This window comes from Dehalobacter sp. 12DCB1 (assembly GCF_004343605.1).
Classification (GTDB): domain Bacteria; phylum Bacillota; class Desulfitobacteriia; order Desulfitobacteriales; family Syntrophobotulaceae; genus Dehalobacter.
In genome coordinates, this window is sequence record NZ_POSF01000015.1 from 285,093 (window position 1) to 303,073 (window position 17,981).

19 protein-coding genes and 1 riboswitch are annotated in these 17,981 nt (G+C 43.4%); of the genes, 4 read left to right on the forward strand and 15 right to left on the reverse strand.

Annotated elements, in window-relative coordinates:
* Positions 1-13 precede the first annotated feature (13 nt).
* Positions 14-667, forward strand: a complete 654-nt coding sequence (gene nth, locus C1I38_RS10205) for an endonuclease III (RefSeq protein WP_119774812.1) — start codon at positions 14-16, stop codon at positions 665-667.
* A gap of 40 nt (positions 668-707) precedes the next feature.
* Here the strand turns inward: nth and C1I38_RS10210 are convergent, their stop codons facing one another.
* From C1I38_RS10210 to C1I38_RS10220, 3 genes are all read right to left on the reverse strand, one after another.
* A complete protein-coding gene (locus C1I38_RS10210) occupies positions 708-1,073 on the reverse strand; it encodes a hypothetical protein (protein WP_243103642.1) in 366 nt (121 codons plus the stop codon).
* Positions 1,074-1,086: 13 nt separating this feature from the next.
* A complete protein-coding gene (locus C1I38_RS10215) occupies positions 1,087-1,926 on the reverse strand; it encodes a PRC-barrel domain-containing protein (RefSeq protein WP_119774811.1) in 840 nt (279 codons plus the stop codon).
* A gap of 114 nt (positions 1,927-2,040) precedes the next feature.
* Positions 2,041-3,483, reverse strand: a complete 1,443-nt coding sequence (locus C1I38_RS10220; protein ID WP_119774810.1) for a hypothetical protein — start codon at positions 3,481-3,483, stop codon at positions 2,041-2,043.
* A 75-nt stretch (positions 3,484-3,558) separates the two neighbouring features.
* Here C1I38_RS10220 and C1I38_RS10225 point away from each other — a divergent pair, with 75 nt between their 5' ends.
* Positions 3,559-4,950 (forward strand): FAD-dependent protein, encoded by a 1,392-nt coding sequence (locus C1I38_RS10225; RefSeq protein WP_119774809.1) that lies wholly within the window; start codon positions 3,559-3,561, stop codon positions 4,948-4,950.
* 239 nt (positions 4,951-5,189) lie between these two features.
* Here C1I38_RS10225 and C1I38_RS10230 read toward each other — a convergent pair whose 3' ends face one another.
* From C1I38_RS10230 to C1I38_RS10285, 12 genes are all read right to left on the reverse strand, one after another.
* Positions 5,190-5,948: an HAD family hydrolase gene (locus C1I38_RS10230; protein WP_348980945.1), complete on the reverse strand. Its 759-nt coding sequence runs from the start codon at positions 5,946-5,948 to the stop codon at positions 5,190-5,192.
* 67 nt (positions 5,949-6,015) lie between these two features.
* A complete protein-coding gene (locus C1I38_RS10235; RefSeq protein WP_119774807.1) occupies positions 6,016-7,020 on the reverse strand; it encodes an acyltransferase family protein in 1,005 nt (334 codons plus the stop codon).
* Between the two features lie 146 nt (positions 7,021-7,166).
* A complete protein-coding gene (locus C1I38_RS10240; RefSeq protein WP_119774806.1) occupies positions 7,167-7,649 on the reverse strand; it encodes a Tad domain-containing protein in 483 nt (160 codons plus the stop codon).
* 38 nt (positions 7,650-7,687) lie between these two features.
* The gene (locus C1I38_RS10245; protein ID WP_119774934.1) at positions 7,688-8,230 is read right to left on the reverse strand and encodes a TadE family protein; all 543 of its coding nucleotides are present in this window, start codon (positions 8,228-8,230) and stop codon (positions 7,688-7,690) included.
* Positions 8,231-8,234: 4 nt separating this feature from the next.
* Positions 8,235-8,735, reverse strand: a complete 501-nt coding sequence (locus C1I38_RS10250) for a TadE/TadG family type IV pilus assembly protein (protein ID WP_119774805.1) — start codon at positions 8,733-8,735, stop codon at positions 8,235-8,237.
* 393 nt (positions 8,736-9,128) lie between these two features.
* On the reverse strand, positions 9,129-9,755 hold the full coding sequence (locus C1I38_RS10255; RefSeq protein ID WP_119774804.1) for a YigZ family protein: 627 nt from the start codon (positions 9,753-9,755) through the stop codon (positions 9,129-9,131).
* Between the two features lie 116 nt (positions 9,756-9,871).
* Positions 9,872-10,651: a bifunctional hydroxymethylpyrimidine kinase/phosphomethylpyrimidine kinase gene (thiD, locus tag C1I38_RS10260; protein ID WP_119774803.1), complete on the reverse strand. Its 780-nt coding sequence runs from the start codon at positions 10,649-10,651 to the stop codon at positions 9,872-9,874.
* A 61-nt stretch (positions 10,652-10,712) separates the two neighbouring features.
* Complete coding sequence (gene thiE, locus C1I38_RS10265; protein ID WP_119774802.1) at positions 10,713-11,351, reverse strand: thiamine phosphate synthase; 639 nt, start codon at positions 11,349-11,351, stop codon at positions 10,713-10,715.
* Positions 11,338-12,162, reverse strand: a complete 825-nt coding sequence (gene thiM, locus C1I38_RS10270) for a hydroxyethylthiazole kinase (protein ID WP_119774801.1) — start codon at positions 12,160-12,162, stop codon at positions 11,338-11,340. The genes thiE and thiM overlap by 14 nt, the downstream gene beginning before the upstream one ends.
* Positions 12,163-12,207: 45 nt before the next feature.
* Positions 12,208-13,410 carry a putative hydroxymethylpyrimidine transporter CytX gene (gene cytX, locus C1I38_RS10275; protein ID WP_119774800.1) on the reverse strand — a complete coding sequence of 401 codons (1,203 nt, stop codon included), beginning with the start codon at positions 13,408-13,410 and terminating at the stop codon, positions 12,208-12,210.
* A gap of 51 nt (positions 13,411-13,461) precedes the next feature.
* Positions 13,462-13,568, reverse strand: a riboswitch (TPP riboswitch).
* 71 nt (positions 13,569-13,639) lie between these two features.
* The gene (locus C1I38_RS10280) at positions 13,640-14,062 is read right to left on the reverse strand and encodes a CBS domain-containing protein (protein ID WP_119774799.1); all 423 of its coding nucleotides are present in this window, start codon (positions 14,060-14,062) and stop codon (positions 13,640-13,642) included.
* A 252-nt stretch (positions 14,063-14,314) separates the two neighbouring features.
* On the reverse strand, positions 14,315-15,034 hold the full coding sequence (locus C1I38_RS10285; RefSeq protein WP_119774798.1) for a demethylmenaquinone methyltransferase: 720 nt from the start codon (positions 15,032-15,034) through the stop codon (positions 14,315-14,317).
* A 203-nt stretch (positions 15,035-15,237) separates the two neighbouring features.
* Between C1I38_RS10285 and C1I38_RS10290 the strand changes: the two genes are divergently transcribed.
* Both C1I38_RS10290 and C1I38_RS10295 read left to right on the forward strand, forming a co-directional pair.
* Positions 15,238-15,525, forward strand: a complete 288-nt coding sequence (locus tag C1I38_RS10290) for a late competence development ComFB family protein (protein WP_019225747.1) — start codon at positions 15,238-15,240, stop codon at positions 15,523-15,525.
* Positions 15,526-15,666: 141 nt separating this feature from the next.
* Positions 15,667-17,922 carry a DEAD/DEAH box helicase gene (locus tag C1I38_RS10295; protein ID WP_119774797.1) on the forward strand — a complete coding sequence of 752 codons (2,256 nt, stop codon included), beginning with the start codon at positions 15,667-15,669 and terminating at the stop codon, positions 17,920-17,922.
* Positions 17,923-17,981 lie beyond the last annotated feature (59 nt).

A 17,981-nucleotide genomic window follows, 5' to 3' on the forward strand; every position in this document is an offset into this window, starting at 1 on the left:
CAAGGAGAAAATAATGGAACCCAGCAGGCTTATGATGAGTGATTGTAAAATGAACCGCATTCTTTGTATTTTAGAACAAACCTATCCAGAAGCGCACTGTGAGCTGAATTTCCGCAACCCCTTTGAGCTCCTTGTCGCAACGATTCTCAGTGCCCAGACAACAGATCAAAAGGTCAACAAAGTAACAGCTGTTCTTTTCGAACGCTGCCCTACTCCCCAAAAAATGTTGGAGATCACTCCCCGCAAGTTCGAAGAAATCATTCACCCGATCGGGCTCTTCCGTACCAAAGCCAAAAATATTTTGCAAACCTGTCAGCTGCTTATTGAAAAATATCACGGAGATGTCCCCGCTAATCTGGATGACCTCGTAAAAATGCCGGGGGTTGGCCGTAAAACGGCCGGAGTGGTCTTAGCAAATGCCTATGGCATTCCCGCTTTGCCTGTGGATACCCACGTACTGAGGGTTGCCAATCGGCTCGGCCTGTCCCTGGAAAAAGACCCTTCTAAAGTAGAAAAAGAGCTTACTGCTCTTATCCCCAAGGAACTATGGATTGATACCCACCACCGTTTGATTTTTCACGGCCGTAGACTTTGCCATGCTCGGAAGCCGGAATGCCCGGCCTGTCCTTTGAAAGACTGCTGTCCGACATTTACTAGCCCTTCCTAGTCTTCCGAAATAAAATGATATCTTAAGCATTAGTGCTTCTTTAGCTTTTTCCAGAATGAATACCCTTTGAACATAAGTCTGCCCGTTTTTTTTGCTGCCCCGGTTTCTTTTCATCGATAAGCTGAACTCTGGCCGTTTCACTAACCAATTTGATATTGGCTGCAGAAGCGGCCAGATCTTCCACCATCTCAGGCAATTTCGCATTAATAACGTTTAAGGTTTCCTGCACCTCCCCGATAAATACTTCAGCTTTGGCAACAGCATCCCGGACTGTGTTTAATGCACTGTCCATTGCTTGCATAGTCCGGCGTGCTGAACGCAGCAGCACAAGCAGATATATCCCGGCAGAGCAGAATATGACCGTTAAGAGCACGGCGCAAATCAGTGCATAATTTGTAGCATTCATTTTTATTTCCACCCTATTTTACAACATGAGCCGTCAACTGCATTAACGTGCTGCGATTTTTTACCCCGGACAGATTCTCACCCGTAATTTGCTCTCCTGCTTTTAGTACTGTACCATTCTCAAGCTGAATGTCATTATTCAGCGTTTTTCCGAGCAGAAACTGAAGCTGCCGCTGCTCAAAGACATTAAAATCCTCCGGATATATGATTGTCTCATTATTTTCAGCGGTTTTTAGTAAACTTTCACTCTTGCCAAATTGTTCAATTTTCTTCTTCAGAAGCTCTTTTTCACTCAAGGCTGAGCTCTCCTTACCGCTTGATGACTCGGGTGACTCTAAAGCCTTGTTCCGTTCCGGCTTAATCTGTTCTTTGACTTGTTTTCCTGCAGAAGGATTGTCATCAATTAAAATGATCTCCTTGCCGTACGTGATCACGTGATCACATTTAAATTCGCTGCATTTCCCTTGCGGATCAACGACCTCACAGGCCGAAATCTTTCCGTTTTTTTCATCGAACAATATTTCCTTGACCTGACCTATCAAGCACCCCCGGGTCGTTAGAACCTGAGAACCAACGACCTTAACATCTTTTTTCAAGAGTTCCACGGCAAGGTCGTTATGCGCAACATCCTGAACAACGGTGCTATCATTGATAATTAATGCATAATCCCCTAGCCCCAGGATATCGGCGTAAGCGATTAATCTTGCACCAAAATAATCTGACGGCTGGTCGATGACAAAGAAAGCCAAACTCCCATCCTCAGAATTAATGATGATGTCTTTGACAGTGCTGATTTGCTTTCCTTCATTAATGTTGATGATTTTCAAACCCCGAATTTCTGCCGAAGACTTCATTTTCCGATATCCTCCCGCCTATTAAAAATGACTATCATTGTTCTCAATGTAGTTCTACAATCATACAAAATTCTCCTTCTTTATCGAATAAAATACAACTGCAACCTTGTTGCTTCAATAATTGAATAAGGTCCATATGAGGCTGAAGCAAAGTGTGGCCAGCCAGGGCAGCACGTTCAACCGGACAATCTGTGCGGCATCTGTTTGCGTGACCGCACTAACAATAGCCGGAAATCCCCATGGAATCACTGCAGCGTCTGTCCAGATCGCCGTAACCTGCCCCAGAACGGCTAAAGGAACAGCTGAAATCCCAGCAGCCTGTCCAAGAGCTGCTGCAATCCCGCCGGCTAACGGCAGAGCAGCAAAACCCGATCCGCTCATTGCCCCCAATACCGCTGTCAGCATCACCAGCAAGGCACAGGAATACTTATTAAGCACCACAATACCAGATAAATTATTGGCCAATTGTTCCAGATAACCCGCTCCTTGGTGCAGTAGCACGTTTTCGTAACCGGAATGCGTCCCGAGAAGGAAGAAACCTGATATTATAACGATCGGGGCAAATACCTCCATCGAAAACTTCATTCCGGTCTGGATATACCGCCCAAAAGTATTAAACGATGTCTTATAATCAGCCAGAACCGTACCAAGAATCAGGACAAGTAACGTTACGCCGCCTATAACCGCTACGGCACTGTCTCCCCGCAGTTTGCCATAGATCAGCCAGATCACTGCCAGCAAGTAAAATGCAGCTGCCGTCAGGGCCAGGATCGTTCTTTTTCTTTTCTGACTCTGATGGTTTTGCTTTATCGGAGGAAGTGCATCAAGTTCTTCTTGTTCTTCTTGTTCTTGCGCCTTTTGCTGCTCCTCCCCCTTCTGGCCGTCCAGTCGTTCCCTGTTGTCTACCAACTTGTACACAGGAATGTTTTTCTTTTGCTGAACCGTCATTACCCGAAAGCCGATCAAAGAAGCGATGATTCCGCTTCCGCATACGAGCGGCAGAGACTGCCATAAGACCTGCTCCATAGCAACGCCGGCTGACCTGGCAGTAAGACCGGGCGCACCCTGAATTACGTAATCACCGGCCAGCGCAATTCCTTCGCCAAAAATGCAAAGACCAACCGCCAAACCAAGCGGAGAGATCCGACTGCGGTGAATCAGTGGAAGGATCAAAGCCCCTAGCAGGGAAACTGCAGGTGTCGGCCACAAAAATAAACTTAGGGCAAGAAGCATAGCCCCTGCGAGCCAGTACAAAAAAGCGGCATTTTTAATCTTCAGGATTGGTTTGATTAGGATGGTTTCCGTTTCCGTTTCTTTCAGCATACCGGTCATAGCGACCACCAATCCAATCAGCAGAATGATCGGAAGCAGATCCGCAGCTGTCAGGAGAACTCCCCGGAAAGCAACCTGAATCCCCGCAACGAAGCTGCCGGTGTCCAGCGTGCCTACTGCCAAAAGTCCAAGGGCAGCAATGATTACCGGTTTTTTCTTAAAAGAAATGGCAATGATAATCAAAAGAATAAAAGCAAAGTAGACGAGCATGCCGGGACTTGGCAAACGATATTCACTTCCTTTTCCAAAAGACAAATGCTATACTTTTTTATGGGTTGAATCATTTGAAATGAGAGGACTATGATCATGAAACATTATGATATCGGTATTGTCGGCGGTGGAATTTCCGGCATAATGTGTGCCTATGAACTGATCAAACACAACCCTCGGCTTAATATCTGCATTTTTGAAAAAGGAAACAATATATTCGACCGAAAATGCCCCCTGACCGAAAACAAATCAGCGAAATGTGCCAATTGCCCGACCTGTGCGATCATGGAGGGGTTCGGAGGGTGCGGTTCCTTTTCTGATGGAAAATATAATTTTACCACCGAATTTGGTGGCTGGCTGAATGAGTATGTTTCCAATGACCATGTCATGGATCTGATAGAGTATATGGATTCCATTCTCGTTAACTTTGGCGCAACGACCAAACGTTTCAGTACTCAGACTCCCAAAGCGCGCGAAATCGGGAAAATTGCACTCCAAAATGACCTTCATCTTCTCCAGGCCGAAGTCAAACACCTCGGCACTGAGAATAATCTTAAAATTATGGCCAATATCTTCAACTTTTTGAAAGAAAAAATTGAAATCAGACATAAGACAGAAATCACCGATATCTCCCAGGATCAAGACAGGTATATTCTGTCCGCAGCCAGTGGTGAATATTCCTGTGACTGTCTGGTCTGCGCGGTTGGCCGGGTTGGAAGCGAGTGGTTTACTTCACTATGCAGGAAGATGAGTATCCCAATGACAAACAACCAAATTGATCTCGGCGTCAGAGTCGAGCTTCCTTACGAAGTGTTTAGTCAAATCACCGATGAAGTCTACGAGGCCAAGCTGCATTACTACACCCGGAAATACAATGACCTGGTCAAAACCTTCTGCATGAATCCACGCGGACATGTTGTCACAGAAAATACCGTTGGCGTACTTACCGTAAACGGCCACAGTTATTCCGACGATAAACTGAACAGCAGCAATACAAATTTTGCGTTGCTAGTCTGCAATAAATTTACATCGCCGTTCAACGAGCCTTTAAAATACGGTAAATATATCGCCACGCTTTCCAACATGCTTGGCGAAGGTGTCATTGTTCAGCGCTTTGGTGACCTGGTAAAAGGCCGGCGGACAAATGAAAAAAGAATGATGAAATCATTCACCAAACCCACTTTGCAATCCGCGAACGCCGGCGATCTCGGTCTAGCCCTCCCCAAACGCCATCTTGATAATATTATTGAAATGATCTATAAACTGGATAAAATTGCACCTGGCACGGCAAATTACGATACGCTACTGTACGGCGTTGAAGTGAAATTCTATTCCGCCAGACCACATCTAAATAAGCAACTTGAAACGAAATATCCGAATTTTTATGCGATCGGCGACGGTGCGGGAATTACACGCTCCCTGTCCCAATCCGCAGCCAGCGGCATCTACGCCGCCCGCAATATACTAAAAAAGCTTAGTTGACAGCAGAGTTTTGTCCCACCGCATACTAGTATACCGTTCTCTAAATAACTGGACATTTAAACCTTCATGCTGGGTCTGCGCGCCACAGTTCCGGCGCAAGCGGAGCATGGATGCGGAGCGCGGCTGTTAGCGCCAGGGAGGGCGCTATCTGCCGAGAGCGGAATGTGGCGCGCAGACCAGACCCGAATGAATATAATTTGTCAAATTATTAAAGGCCAATGTACTAGAAATCGTATAAACTATAGACGGCTTTCGAGATAGCCGAACGCTTCATCAAAATTCGGGTAGTTGCAGATGCCTTCGGCTCTGGCGGTATCCCCGATCATAAGGAAGTCCTTTGTTTCGTCTTTCATTGGCAAATCGACAATCGTATTTCCGAATACAATAACTTCCTCACTGCAAATATCAAGAATATCTTTGATGACAGCAAGGGCCCGCCCCTTGCTGTTTTGATTAGGCATGATTTCCACACAATCATCATATTTATTGATTTTATAATGGTTTTTCTTCACCGTTTCCAGAGCTTGTGCTGCCTGATGCAGTGAATTAATCCTTGCTAAATTCTTAGGTGCTGCAGTCAGCATCGTCTGATTAGGCTGGAACCAAAGATCCGGAAATCTTTTTAGAAGGTCTTGCTTCATTTCTTCACCTATCTGGTGCGGAATAGCTTCAAGCTTTTTCTCCCATTTACGCAGCGGCTCAAAAATAACGCCGCCGTTTTCTCCTGCAACCAAAGGTTGACAGATCCCAATTCCCCTGGCCAATCCCGCCAGATAGGAAGCCGTCCGACCGGAAATAAAAACAATTCTGATCCCCTGACGTTCCAGCGATCTTAATTTACAGGCTACCTGGGCAGGAATCGGATCGTCCGTTGGTGCCAGGGTGCCGTCAATATCAAATACAGCAAGCTTGATTCCTATGCTAATCCCCTCCTTGATTGTACGAATACTTTCTAATACACCAAAGAACCAACCGTATAGTTGTATCCCGAAGGAGATTTTCTAATTCAATAAATATTTATTAATCAATTATTTGACTTCTCTCATATTCGCCGATATGTAGTCTTCAAATATTTCGTTTGCTGTTCTCCTTAAAAAGAAAAGACACCTTGGGTTCAACCATCCATTTAAACAAATTTTTGATTCCGTTCAAGGCCAGGATGATTGCCAGCGCTGCCCCAAGTATGATTACCAGCGCTCGCTGCGGTCCTGTCTGTAAAATCTGATAAAACCCGTAGGCAACAAGGGCCTTCACGATCAAGCCGTGAAGCAGATACGTATACATCGTATTGCGCCCCAACGCTGAAACCAGAGGAATCTTCCTGCCAGGCACCAGCAGCATCACGCCTAAGCCTAAAACTACAGCCAGCAGGTAAATACCCGCTCGGTAAAATCCTGCAAACCATTCCGTATCGCCTAGCGCCTGATAAGATGCGCTTCCATAAAACCACGAAACGGTATAATTCTGACCAAAATAACAGAAGGCCAGAAAAGCTAGCAGCATAACACCGACAGCAGCGAAGCGCCAATTTCTCGTCAACAGCTTTTCCAGATGCTTTTTCTCAAAATAAAAGCCTGCCAGGAAAAACGGAAAGAAAACAACAATCCGCGACAGACTCGCGTAGTAACCCAGCTCACCCGTATATCCGGCAATAAGGCCGAAAAGAAATGTAACAGGCAGCGCATATCTGATCTTGACCACATAAGGCAGTGCCGCTTTCCAAATAATCATGCTGAATAAAAACCACATAATCCAGTACGGTGTAAAAAAAGTAAAATGCAGGCTTTCCTTATGGAAAATCCAAAAGTCAAAAATGGAATAGATTATTTCGAAAATAACATAGGGTATTACCAGTTTGCTGATAATTTTTATCTCATATTTCGGATCATCAATATTCTTGGCAAAATAGCCGGAAATAAAAACAAACAGCGGCATATGAAATGAATAAATGAACGCATAAATGGATTTGAAGATTGGAATATAGATGAGCGGTTCAATCATATGACCGACAACCACCAAAACAATCAGCATGAATTTCAGGTTATCGAAGTACGGATCTCTTTGATTCATCCTCTGGCCTGTTCCTTTCTTATCCTAATGTTTAACCGATTTCATATGTTCTGATTATATCATTCATTTTTTTAATAATCCCAAGATTTTTGATTTAAGCCTAAAAAAATTCCCCCTGATTGGAACAGGGGGCCTCATTTTTCAGACTACTTTCTGCCTGGAGCCCATATTCGGGGTGATTTTGCAGCTGTACTGGTTCCATGTATGGTCACATTAATTGTTTGGGTATCAATACCGAAAATTTTTATAAATACGCAATCATAGGTATCTGTAAGATTAATATCCAATTCGTAATTCCGTTCTGTTTCCGTCAGTTTTGTCTGATAATAATCTACGCTTACCTGGCTTTCATCCAGTCCATTTAATATTGCATAGGTGTCGGCAATATCATTGAGCGTTGCTTCAGGATTTTCCGAATGATCGATCGCCAATGTTTCATTAAAACGCGCATCTCTGATTATTTGTCCAACCTCAAACAAGTGTAAACGATTTAAGTACATCCCGCCAATATCCACAACAAGTCCTGTAAAGCCGAACAATACAATTAACAGGACAGCAAATAGAATTGTGATATTTCCATCTTTATTTTTTAACAGTTTACACATCGGCAAGCAAACGTTTCTAGGCATATTGCCACCTACTTTCTGACCTAACACGCTTTGATTTGCTAACCTTCTTTTGTCATAATCAGTCGATTTTTTTTAAGGTTTTTCGTAAATGTCAACTGTTCTCCGAATATCACTCTTCCTACCGGGGTCAACGGTTCAACTGTATAAACTAAACTGGCTGTGATCTGCGCATATCTCCATTTTTTTGTATTTTGATCCGTACCGCCGCCACTTTTGGGCGTGTAGTAGTCTTTCTTTTCAGTCCAACATTTTAACTTGGCATCACTCACAGACAAATCTTCCTCATCAATCAGCGACGATGTCTTTTCCATCGCCTCTTTTATTGCTTTTTTGGCAGATTCTCCACTGATTGTTTGGGAATAATCACTATCATAGCTTATACTCATTGTCCAAGACGCATTGCGATAAGCATAATCAAAAGTAAGATACTTATTCATCATCCACCCTAAATCTATCACAGCAAACGTTAACATTAGAAATAAAGGAAGTACCAGGGCAAATTCAACAAGTGCCTGTCCATTTTCATTTTTTAGCATGCGCATCAAATTGAATACCCTTCCCTTCAAACGTATCTGTTCCATATCTCTAACCATCCTCAGGATACCCCTCTAAAAACACCTGTGAAGTAAATGTTGACAATACCCTAAATTCATCACCAAAAAACAATTTTGACTGCGGCATAAGCACCGGTACATCATATTCCAAGGTTACTGTCGCGTTAAAATATGTATAATAGCTTGGTAATTCTTGAAACCGAGATCCTTTGTTCGCATGATACGTATAATTCTTCCGTTTTGTTTCTCCAGCTTTGGCCTCAATGGTTAACTGATCGAAATCCAATCTGTCTGTATAATCACTGATGGAATTTTTAACTTGTTCATTGATATTTGTCTTGCTGGTAACTTGCCGGATTCCCTCATTTGCTGCACTCTGTACCAATACTTGCGCATCGACAATTCGTCCGGCATCCAGAATAAAACCAAAAAATAGTAGTAAGATAGGCAAAACCAGTGCAAATTCGACCATAGCCTGACCTTTTTTGCATTCCTGTATTTTTCTTAAACTTATAAATTCTCTGATTTTCATATTTTTACCACCCAGCATCAATATAATCAGCTGCTGCCATATGTAGGTATTTGTTAAGCCTTGCTCTTTTTTACAATATATTTACGTTCTGTTTACAATCATTTTACATTTGGTTTTATATGGATTCTATCTATAAAAACTCAGACCCTCAAGAGGAAATTTGTCGAAATGATGTCTTCTACAAGAAATTGATACTTTCGGACTATTTCTGTTTCCCAATAGTACCAGTAGATTAATCCATGCGTTTTCAGTACCTACATATTTTGCGTAAAAAAAAGGCCCCGAGGGTCTCTCGTACCTTATCAATACTAATTCATGTAAACCTCCGAGAAAAATTTTTGTATCGCAAAGGCGAAGAAATGAGCAATGCCGGCAAATTTACCTGATTATTTTCTATACGCTAACTGGCTTTAATACAGTCCCAGCATTCTTCCAGGACACCTGTCCGTTGGTGAATTCACCCAGCCAGCCGATAAAAGTATCCTGATCTCCATCCCGGATATATACTTCAAGATCAATTTCTTCACTAAACTGTTCATTGCCGCTTTCCGTGCCTTTTTGCTTCAGGCCGTGCCGAACCTGTTCAAACCAGGAGTACGGAATCCGGAGTACATAGATCTGGTGCGGAACAAGCTGGACAATCGCTGTGTTCTCCAATGCAAGGCGGGCTGTTCCGCCATAGGCTCTTGTAAGTCCACCGGTACCAAGCAGAATGCCGCCGAAATAACGGACAACAATAATCTGGACGTTCCAGAGCTGCCGGTGTTGGAGCAGTTCCATGACCGGCCTTCCCCCCGTACCCTGCGGTTCACCGTCATCTGAGGCTTTCTCAATCCTGCCTTCGTGAATACGGTAAGCGTAAACGTAATGGCGGGCATTAGGAAGAATTTCCCGGATTTCCTTTATATTTTTTTCGGCTTCTGCTGCAATTTCGATATATTTTACTAACGCAATAAACCTTGACTTTTCAATGACTTGTTCGGCCTCTGCTTCTCCCGTGATTGTTTTAAATGCTTCCACTTCTCGTCCCCACCATTAGCATCATTAGCTTAGCATCTAACCTAACTTCAAGTTGGTTTGGTCAGATGTCATGCTTTAATATAACACAGATTCTAGAGAATGTGTCCTATTACTGTTCAAAATCCAAAGCAGTGATTGAGCGGTCCGCTTCCCTTGCCTAAATTAAGTCCGTCTTTTAAGGCCCCCGTAATATATTCTTTTGCCTTTTTCACACTTTCCTCTATGGAATATCCGAAAGCCAGATTACAGGCAATGGCTGAAGAAAGCGTACATCCGGTTCCATGAGTATTCGAATTCTTGATTCTTTCACCCTTGACCCAGATTACCTTTCCGTCCGCAAAAAGCAGATCATCTGCTGTGTCTGCAAGATGGCCGCCTTTAAGAAGAACGCCGCCTTTCAGTACTTTTGCTATTTTTTGTGCTGCATAAAGCATGTCCTCTGTGCCCAGAATTTTCATTTCACACAGCGCCTCTGCTTCAGGAATATTTGGGGTTATGACGTCTGCGATAGGCAGAAGTTTCTTTAGAACAGCCTCCATGGCATCTTCGTTTAAAAGCCTGTCTCCGCTGGTTGAAATCATCACCGGGTCAACAACAATATTCTTAGCATGATACTGTTTCAATTTCTCAACAATGATGGCAATAATTTGACTGTTGGAAACCATCCCAATTTTAATTGCATCAGGAAAAATATCGGTAAATATACAGTCTAGTTGTTGTCCGACAAACGCGGGGGATGCTTCCAAGACGCCAAAAACGCCGGTTGTATTCTGCGCCGTCAGCGCTGTGACTGCACTCATGGCATAAACTTTATGCGCAGTGATCGTTTTAATATCTGCCTGAATACCTGCGCCACCACTGCAATCGGAGCCAGCAATTGTCAGTACTTTTTTCATACCATTCCCCCCAAAAAAATCATTTCGTTATTCACATCGGAATTATCACTTAATATTCTGTCTATTTTATCAAATCTTTTGCAAGCAAGAGCAGTTTTCGGGTTGCTGAAGCGACATCCGGTTTGGCGAATATTGCGGATATTATCGCAACGCCGCTAACCCCACTACCTCTCAACTGTAAAAGATTGTTTTCATTGATTCCGCCTATCGCCACAACAGGAATGCTGACCGAGGAGCAAATCGTTCGGAGTGTTTCCAGCGGAACATCCGCAGCATCCTCTTTGGTTGAAGTTGAAAATACCGCACCAACACCAAGATAATCAGCTCCCTGACTTTCAGCAAGAATGGCCTGCTCAACTGTTTCGACAGAGACACCGAGAATTTTGTCTTTTCCAATCAGCATGCGCACATCCCTTGAATTCCTATCATTTTGTCCGACATGAACACCGTCTGCATCAACTGCAAGTGCAACATCAATATTGTCGTTAATCACAAACGGAATGTTGTACTTATCAGTTATTTCTTTTACTATTTTACCTTCTCTTACAAAACTTTCAAAGCCAAGCTCCTTTTCACGAAGCTGAATAAACGTTGCGCCTGTTTTGATAATCTCTTCAACCTGATTTTCAAGTTTATTGCCGTTAAGCCAGGTCCTATCAGTGACAACATACAAAAGCACGGAGTTTTTATCTACTTTCAATTTTGGCACCGTCCTTTAAGAGATCGGCATTAATTTTGCTCATATAATCGATAAGCAGCATTCTAAACGTGTTCGTGCCGCCGTCAAGCTCACAAAGCCTTTGGTAGGCAAGCTCTCCGCAAAGCCCCATGGCGGCCACAGCCGTAGCCGTTGCCTCCAGAACATGTGCTTTGTTCGCACCGACAAAGCTTCCAATCACGGCTGTAAGCATACAACCCGTTCCGGTTACACGACTCATCATGGGGTGACCGTTATTAATGATATAAGCCTTTTTACTGTCCGCAACAATGTCGGTTGCTCCTGTAATTGCAATGACCGCCCCTGTAGCTTTGGACAGCTCTTGGGCCAAGGCAACCACGCTGTCCAGGCTATCTGCTGTGACTGCATCAGAGGCTGAGGCATCAACCCCCTGTGCATTACTGCTTCCCGAAGCAATAAATTTGATTTCCGATATGTTCCCTCGGATTACAGCAAAATTTACTTCTTTCAAAAGTGTAAATATTGTTTCATTACGCAAGGCCGAAGCCCCTGCCCCCACAGGGTCTAAGATTACAGGAACCTTAAGCTCATTAGCCTTTTTCCCCGCTGTAATCATAGATTTTATGGTTCTTTCATTCAGGGTCCCGATATTTATAATAAGGGCGGAACAAATCGAGGTGATTTCGCCGGCTTCGGCTATATCATCTGCCATAATCGGAGAACCCCCGCTGGCCAGGATAATATTCGCACAGTCGTTGACTGTAACATAATTGGTGATAGCATGGACAAGCGGCACATTTGAATTGACATTTCCTAATATTTGCTTAAACATTTTCCCTTACCTTCTTTTCTATTCTTTGTTCGCTAATTTGTAATGTTATTTTTGTTTATTGATATTGCGATTATTTGTGATGCCCATTTTATTTGTAAGGATACATAAACACATCATAATCAGAACTACAGGTACTGTGCTTCCAAGAACTGTATCGATATTGAGAAAGAATCTGTAAATAATAAAACCCACAATCCAAAGACAAGAGTTTACCAAATTGAGCTTTTTTACGTCATCACGCTTTTTCAGGATAAAATAATCAGTGATAAAAATTGCTGCCATTGGTACGAAAACAGATCCGATTAGAGTTAAAAAGTTTTCATATTGTTCGATCGGCGTATACATGGCAATCAGCGTTCCGATAATACAAACAGCAATACCTGTTGCTTTGCCGTTCCATTTTGGCCGGATATTCAGCATGCTTTCACTTGCAGAATAGACATCAAGAAATGTCGTGGTGACCGTAGAAAGAATCACAATCAACATGGCGGCAATACCCAACCCTGCATTCATAAGTATCTGCACCACATCAGAACTGCCTGTGAAAATAGCCGCTCCCAAGCCAATTACATACATCGAACAGCTTCCTAAAAAATAGCTCATCGTGCTCACAAAGGTAAATTGAACAGGTCGATCCGTATTTTTGGTGTAGTCGGAGATAAGTGGAAGCCACGATACCGGCATCGCAATAGACAATTCAAGTGCCAGACCGAAACTCATGATCTCATTTGTTTTTAAAAGAACTCCACCTTTAAAGACAATAACACCAAGAATTGCAGTCAGAATAAAAAGTGCGCCAACCGCAACGATGTTCAGCCTGCCAATATTTTGGAGTCCTGCCAGGATCCATATGACTATTAGAAGTCCAATCAATACGCACCAAAGCATATTTCCCGCTAAGCCAAGTTTATCATTGGCAACCGAGCCAAGTGCGTTCGCTCCGCTTAAAATCATAATCGCTGTCCAACCGACCAGCTGCAAAATATTTAAAAAAGAAAAGAAGACCGAACCAAATCTGCCAAAAGAGAGTTCTACGCTTTCCATCGCCGACCTTTTACTTTTAGCACCGATAAGTCCAGTTAAGTACAATAATATACAGCCAATGAAATGCCCTGATACAATTGCAGCCACACCAAGTCTGAGACCAAGCGGCGCAAGCAAGGCGCCCGTTAAAATCTCCGTGATTGAAATGGCAGCACCAAACCACAAAAGAGAGCCGCTTAAAAATGATAGTTTTTTTTCATTCATAAAACCTCCCATAAAAATGTAATGGGATATGCCCTGTAAAGCATATCCCACTCATAATCGAAGTGTTCTCCCTACGTTGGCATTATCCAAATCAGGTTAAGGGTCGAAGCCTTTTGGTTCCTCTCAGCCTGCACACACAAGCTCCCCTGTGATTAATTTTTTTCAGTTTACAACCTTTTCTTAAATGTGTCAATCAAAGAATCTTTATTTTACGACAAAAGCTGTTTCCTTAATGGCTGATCCCTCGTGATATGCCATTTAGAGCTTCTCCGGCTTCATTGATATGAATATTTTCGATCGCAAGGTCACCTAAGGCGATCACCCCGACAATTTGCCCCTGTTTCAGCACCGGAAGACGTTTTACCTGGTATTCTGCCATGACTTCTGCCACAGTATCGATATCCTGCGTTCCATCGATACAGATTGGATCTGCTGTCATGCACTGTTCTGCCGTCGCCTGCTTGACATCCTTGTCCGAAGCGATGACTCTCAGCACAATATCCCGGTCAGTTATAATCCCCAATACTCTTCCTGCCTGAACGACCGGTACCGCACCAATATCTTTATCCCTCATCATTTTGGCTATATCTGGAACCTTGGTTGCCGGGTCCACCCAGCTTACGTCCGTTGACATAATATCCATGACCCGCATATAAAAAAACACCTCCGTTTTTAATATTTCAGCACTAGTCTTTCACTGAAACGAATGAATTATGTCAGCAAATAATCCCTTCCAAAATGTTGATCCCGATTAAATGGAAAACGATTATCTGTATTATCCTTTGTTGTAAAAATAAAAATTATCCCCGATTGACTGGGGATAATTTATATTTTATTGACTGTATTATTGTTGTCTAATGTTATCTATTTATATAATTCATTATTTTTTATTGATGCATTTGATTCATTTTGGTTTTCGGCCATACACGATCGCCACGACACCGCCGACAAGATTTTTATATCCCGTATCCTGAAGTCCGCATTCAGCAAAGATCTGGGCGAGCTGTCGCTGAGATTCAAATTCACAGGCCGAATCAAAAAGATACGTGTATTCTTTTTGTTTTCCGCCGTGGACTTTTCCCAGCCACGGAACGATCTTCTCAAAATACAGCCAGTAAAGCTGTTTGAAAACCGGTATGGTCGGCTTTCCCATATCCAGAGATACGACCATGGAACCAGGTTTGACAACACGAATCATTTCCCGGATTCCGCGGCGAAGATCGGGAAGATTCCTGAGCCCCCAGCCAACGGTTGCTCCGTCAAAACTGTTATCGGTAAAAGGCAGGCTCATCGCATCACCCTGCAAAAGCTCGATGCTCGCTTTATACCGGTCATTTTCGATATTTTTCCGGCCGACAGCCAGCATTTCTTCTGAAAAATCCACCCCTGTAACCCGACCGGAATCCCCGACGGCGGCAGCAATCTCCCTTGTAAGCTTACTGGTCCCGCAGCATAGGTCAATCATCTTCATTCCAGGTTTAGCCTCGACGATTCTGACTGCTTTGGCCCTCCAGGAATTATCCATCCCCATACTCATCAGGGAATTCATCAGATCATATTTCCCGGCAATTGCGTTAAACGTTTCTTTAACGTATTCTGATTTTTCTTTACCTTCAAAATCCATTTTCTCTCTCCTTGTACCATCTTGCCCGGTATACGGTCAGTACTATCATATGATAATCAGCCCAAATTGTCCAATTTTAATGATACGATAAAAAGCAAACATCCATACCTGAAAACTTTTTCGAAATCCTGCGGGGTTCTTTTACCCTCTGGCCTGATATGTTAAAATAGGGTAAGCATCTTTTTCCAGGGAGGATAAGACGAATGTATGAACTAAAAAATTTTAGTGAAGTCATTGTGAAGAAAACATTGGAAGATTATCTGCCCGTCGCCAATATCCCTTGCAAATGCGAACGGTGTCAGGCCGACATAATGGCTTTTGTACTAAACCGCTTCCCCCCGAGATATTATGTTTCCTTAAAAGGCGAAGTCATGACGCACTTTGAATCACAAATGTTTCCGGACAAAGCCCGAGTCTTGGCAGAAGTCGTTGGTGCTGCCCAGATAGTTGCGGCTTTCCCGTCCCATCCGCTTGACCAGAAAGAAGAATAAACCTGCTAAGGGATTGATTGACAGTCGCAAAGGCGCTTCAAATAATATGAGGCGTTTTTGCTTTTGTATGGGTATGGATTTGATTATCGTTATTTACTCTGTTACAATGATTGCGACTTCATAATAAAGCAGGTGATCAGCATGATTTCCGAGTATCAGGGACTTAAGCTCGATCAATTTCAAATGGATGCGATTGAAGCAATTAATCAGGGACATTCCGTCATTGTTTCAGCTCCTACCGGAACAGGGAAAACAATGGTCGCAGATTATCTGGTTGAAAAATCGATTCGGGAAAGCAAACGGATTATTTATACAGCACCGATAAAAGCGTTAAGCAACCAGAAATTTAAAGATTTTTCCCGCCAATTTGGCAGCGAGACCGTCGGGATCATGACCGGGGATGTTGTGATCAATCCTGGCGCCCCGTTGCTGATCATGACCACAGAGATCTTCCGTAATCAGGTCATTACCAATGATCCTGAACTGGAGCACGTTTCCTATATTATCTTTGACGAAATTCACTGGCTCAATGATGAGGACAGAGGTACAGTCTGGGAAGAATCCATCATTCTTGCTCTGCCAAACATTAAGATTCTGGGCTTAAGTGCCACAATTGCCAATGCCGCGGAACTGAAGGGCTGGATTGAGGACATCCGCAAAGACACCGTTGTCTTGATCGAGGAACAGCAAAGGGTTGTTCCTCTGGAATATTATTATTTCTGTCAGGACACCGGTATCATCGGCTATGATGACCTGATCAGGTTCTATTATCAGAAGCTTAAATCCACGGACAGAACCGATAATTCCCCGCTGTTTAAACCTACGTCACATCTTGACCTGATCAAAACTGTTGAGAAACAATATCTTCCTACCCTCTATTTTGTATTCAGCAGAAAGCAATGTGCCGATAAAGCGCATGAACTGGCCAATATCAAAAACTACCTGTCGCCGGAACAAAGCAAAGAAGTGAAAAACATCTTTTTGGAGCATTTTGGTTCTGAAGATACTTGGTCCTCTTCCACACGCAAGTTATTCAGAGTCTGCCGGAAAGGTATTGCCTATCACCATGCCGGGCTGCTGCCTTTGCAGAAATCCGTCGTAGAGGACCTTTTTCTGGCGAAGACGATCTCCGTTCTGTACTGTACCGAGACCTTCAGTGTCGGGATCAACTACCCTGTCAAGGCCGTTTGCTTTGATTCTCTAAACAAATACGACGGACGCAGCTTCAGGGCTCTGGCAAACCACGAATTTTTTCAGATGTCCGGCAGAGCCGGCCGACGCGGTATTGACGAGATCGGTTATTCCTTTGCGATTGTTGATTTGAATTACTTTGAAAAAGAACCGCCGGTAAAATTTGATATTGCCAAGTTAGAACCGTTGACCAGTCAGTTCCGACTTTCCTATAATACAGTTTTGAATCTCCTGGCAACATTATCGTCGGAGCAAATTGAAACCTATTTCAAAAAAAGTTTTGCTGCTCATTCCTATATCTTGACCGCTCAGAAAACGGAAGAAGAGATTCGTCTTCTGTCCGAGCAATCAGCCCAAGCCAAAGAGAACCTCTGTGAGCATGTCGGGACCTATCGGTGTCCGCTGAATTACTACCCGAAAAAGAAAGAATTGGACAGGCTTCATAAAGCCTTTGACAAATTGGACCCGCGACGCCGCAATAAGATTTTCGGTCGTCAGATGTACCGAAAAATTATGAAATGGGAGAAGATCCTTAAGACTGCTCCCCAGAAATGTACCAGAAAACAAAACGATAGCTGTAAATCCTTCGCCGGAAAGTGGATCAACCTTGAAAAAGAAATTTCAAATCTCAAAAATCAATTGTTCTCAATGCCGGATTACAACACCTTTAATTCCGAATTTGAAAGAAAAAAAGCCCTGCTGCAGCAAATGGGTTATATTGAAAATGACATGCTTTTGCCGCGGGGGGAGCTCGCCAGATATATTTATGTACAGGAAATCCTGGTAACCGAATTGATTTACTCAGGGATCATCGAACAGTTGGATGATGAGCAGCTGACCGCGCTGATTTCCTGTATTGATTACGAAAGCAAACGTAATGAGTATTTCCAGAAGTTTGACCAGATTGATTTTAAGCCTGTCAGGGAAATGATGAATTATATTCAGAGCATCTGCGGGCCTGACGCTGTGCGCTTTGAATCCAGAGCGGCCGTCCTTGCGTATCATTGGAGCAAAGGTGCTGCATTAATCGAGCTTCAGCAACTCTGCACCCTGGATGAAGGAGATATTATCGCGGTCTTAAGGCGGACCATCGATTTACTGCGCCAGATGCGGGAAGCCGTAACAGACCACTCACTAAGAGAACGCTTCAGCGCCTGTATCAAAAAACTGGACAGAGATGAGGCTTCGATCCAAGAATTAAATTGAAACGTTTTTCCGTCAAAAAGAGGAGCCATTTTAGGGCTCCTTTTGTTGAGTCTGCCATT

Excerpts from the sequence above, each read along its gene's own strand:
- thiM (WP_119774801.1), bottom strand. The coding sequence starts at position 12,162 with ATGTTTAAGCAAATATTAGGAAATGTCAATTCAAATGTGCCGCTTGTC.
- C1I38_RS10215 (WP_119774811.1), bottom strand. The coding sequence starts at position 1,926 with ATGAAGTCTTCGGCAGAAATTCGGGGTTTGAAAATCATCAACATTAAT.
- C1I38_RS10245 (WP_119774934.1), bottom strand. The coding sequence starts at position 8,230 with ATGGAACAGATACGTTTGAAGGGAAGGGTATTCAATTTGATGCGCATG.
- cytX (WP_119774800.1), bottom strand. The coding sequence starts at position 13,410 with ATGAATGAAAAAAAACTATCATTTTTAAGCGGCTCTCTTTTGTGGTTT.
- C1I38_RS10240 (WP_119774806.1), bottom strand. The coding sequence starts at position 7,649 with ATGCCTAGAAACGTTTGCTTGCCGATGTGTAAACTGTTAAAAAATAAA.
- C1I38_RS10235 (WP_119774807.1), bottom strand. The coding sequence starts at position 7,020 with ATGAATCAAAGAGATCCGTACTTCGATAACCTGAAATTCATGCTGATT.
- C1I38_RS10250 (WP_119774805.1), bottom strand. The coding sequence starts at position 8,735 with ATGAAAATCAGAGAATTTATAAGTTTAAGAAAAATACAGGAATGCAAA.
- C1I38_RS10210 (WP_243103642.1), bottom strand. The coding sequence starts at position 1,073 with ATGAATGCTACAAATTATGCACTGATTTGCGCCGTGCTCTTAACGGTC.
- C1I38_RS10285 (WP_119774798.1), bottom strand. The coding sequence starts at position 15,034 with ATGGATTTTGAAGGTAAAGAAAAATCAGAATACGTTAAAGAAACGTTT.
- C1I38_RS10280 (WP_119774799.1), bottom strand. The coding sequence starts at position 14,062 with ATGCGGGTCATGGATATTATGTCAACGGACGTAAGCTGGGTGGACCCG.
- C1I38_RS10295 (WP_119774797.1), top strand. The coding sequence starts at position 15,667 with ATGATTTCCGAGTATCAGGGACTTAAGCTCGATCAATTTCAAATGGAT.
- nth (WP_119774812.1), top strand. The coding sequence starts at position 14 with ATGGAACCCAGCAGGCTTATGATGAGTGATTGTAAAATGAACCGCATT.
- C1I38_RS10225 (WP_119774809.1), top strand. The coding sequence starts at position 3,559 with ATGATCATGAAACATTATGATATCGGTATTGTCGGCGGTGGAATTTCC.
- C1I38_RS10290 (WP_019225747.1), top strand. The coding sequence starts at position 15,238 with ATGTATGAACTAAAAAATTTTAGTGAAGTCATTGTGAAGAAAACATTG.
- thiD (WP_119774803.1), bottom strand. The coding sequence starts at position 10,651 with ATGAAAAAAGTACTGACAATTGCTGGCTCCGATTGCAGTGGTGGCGCA.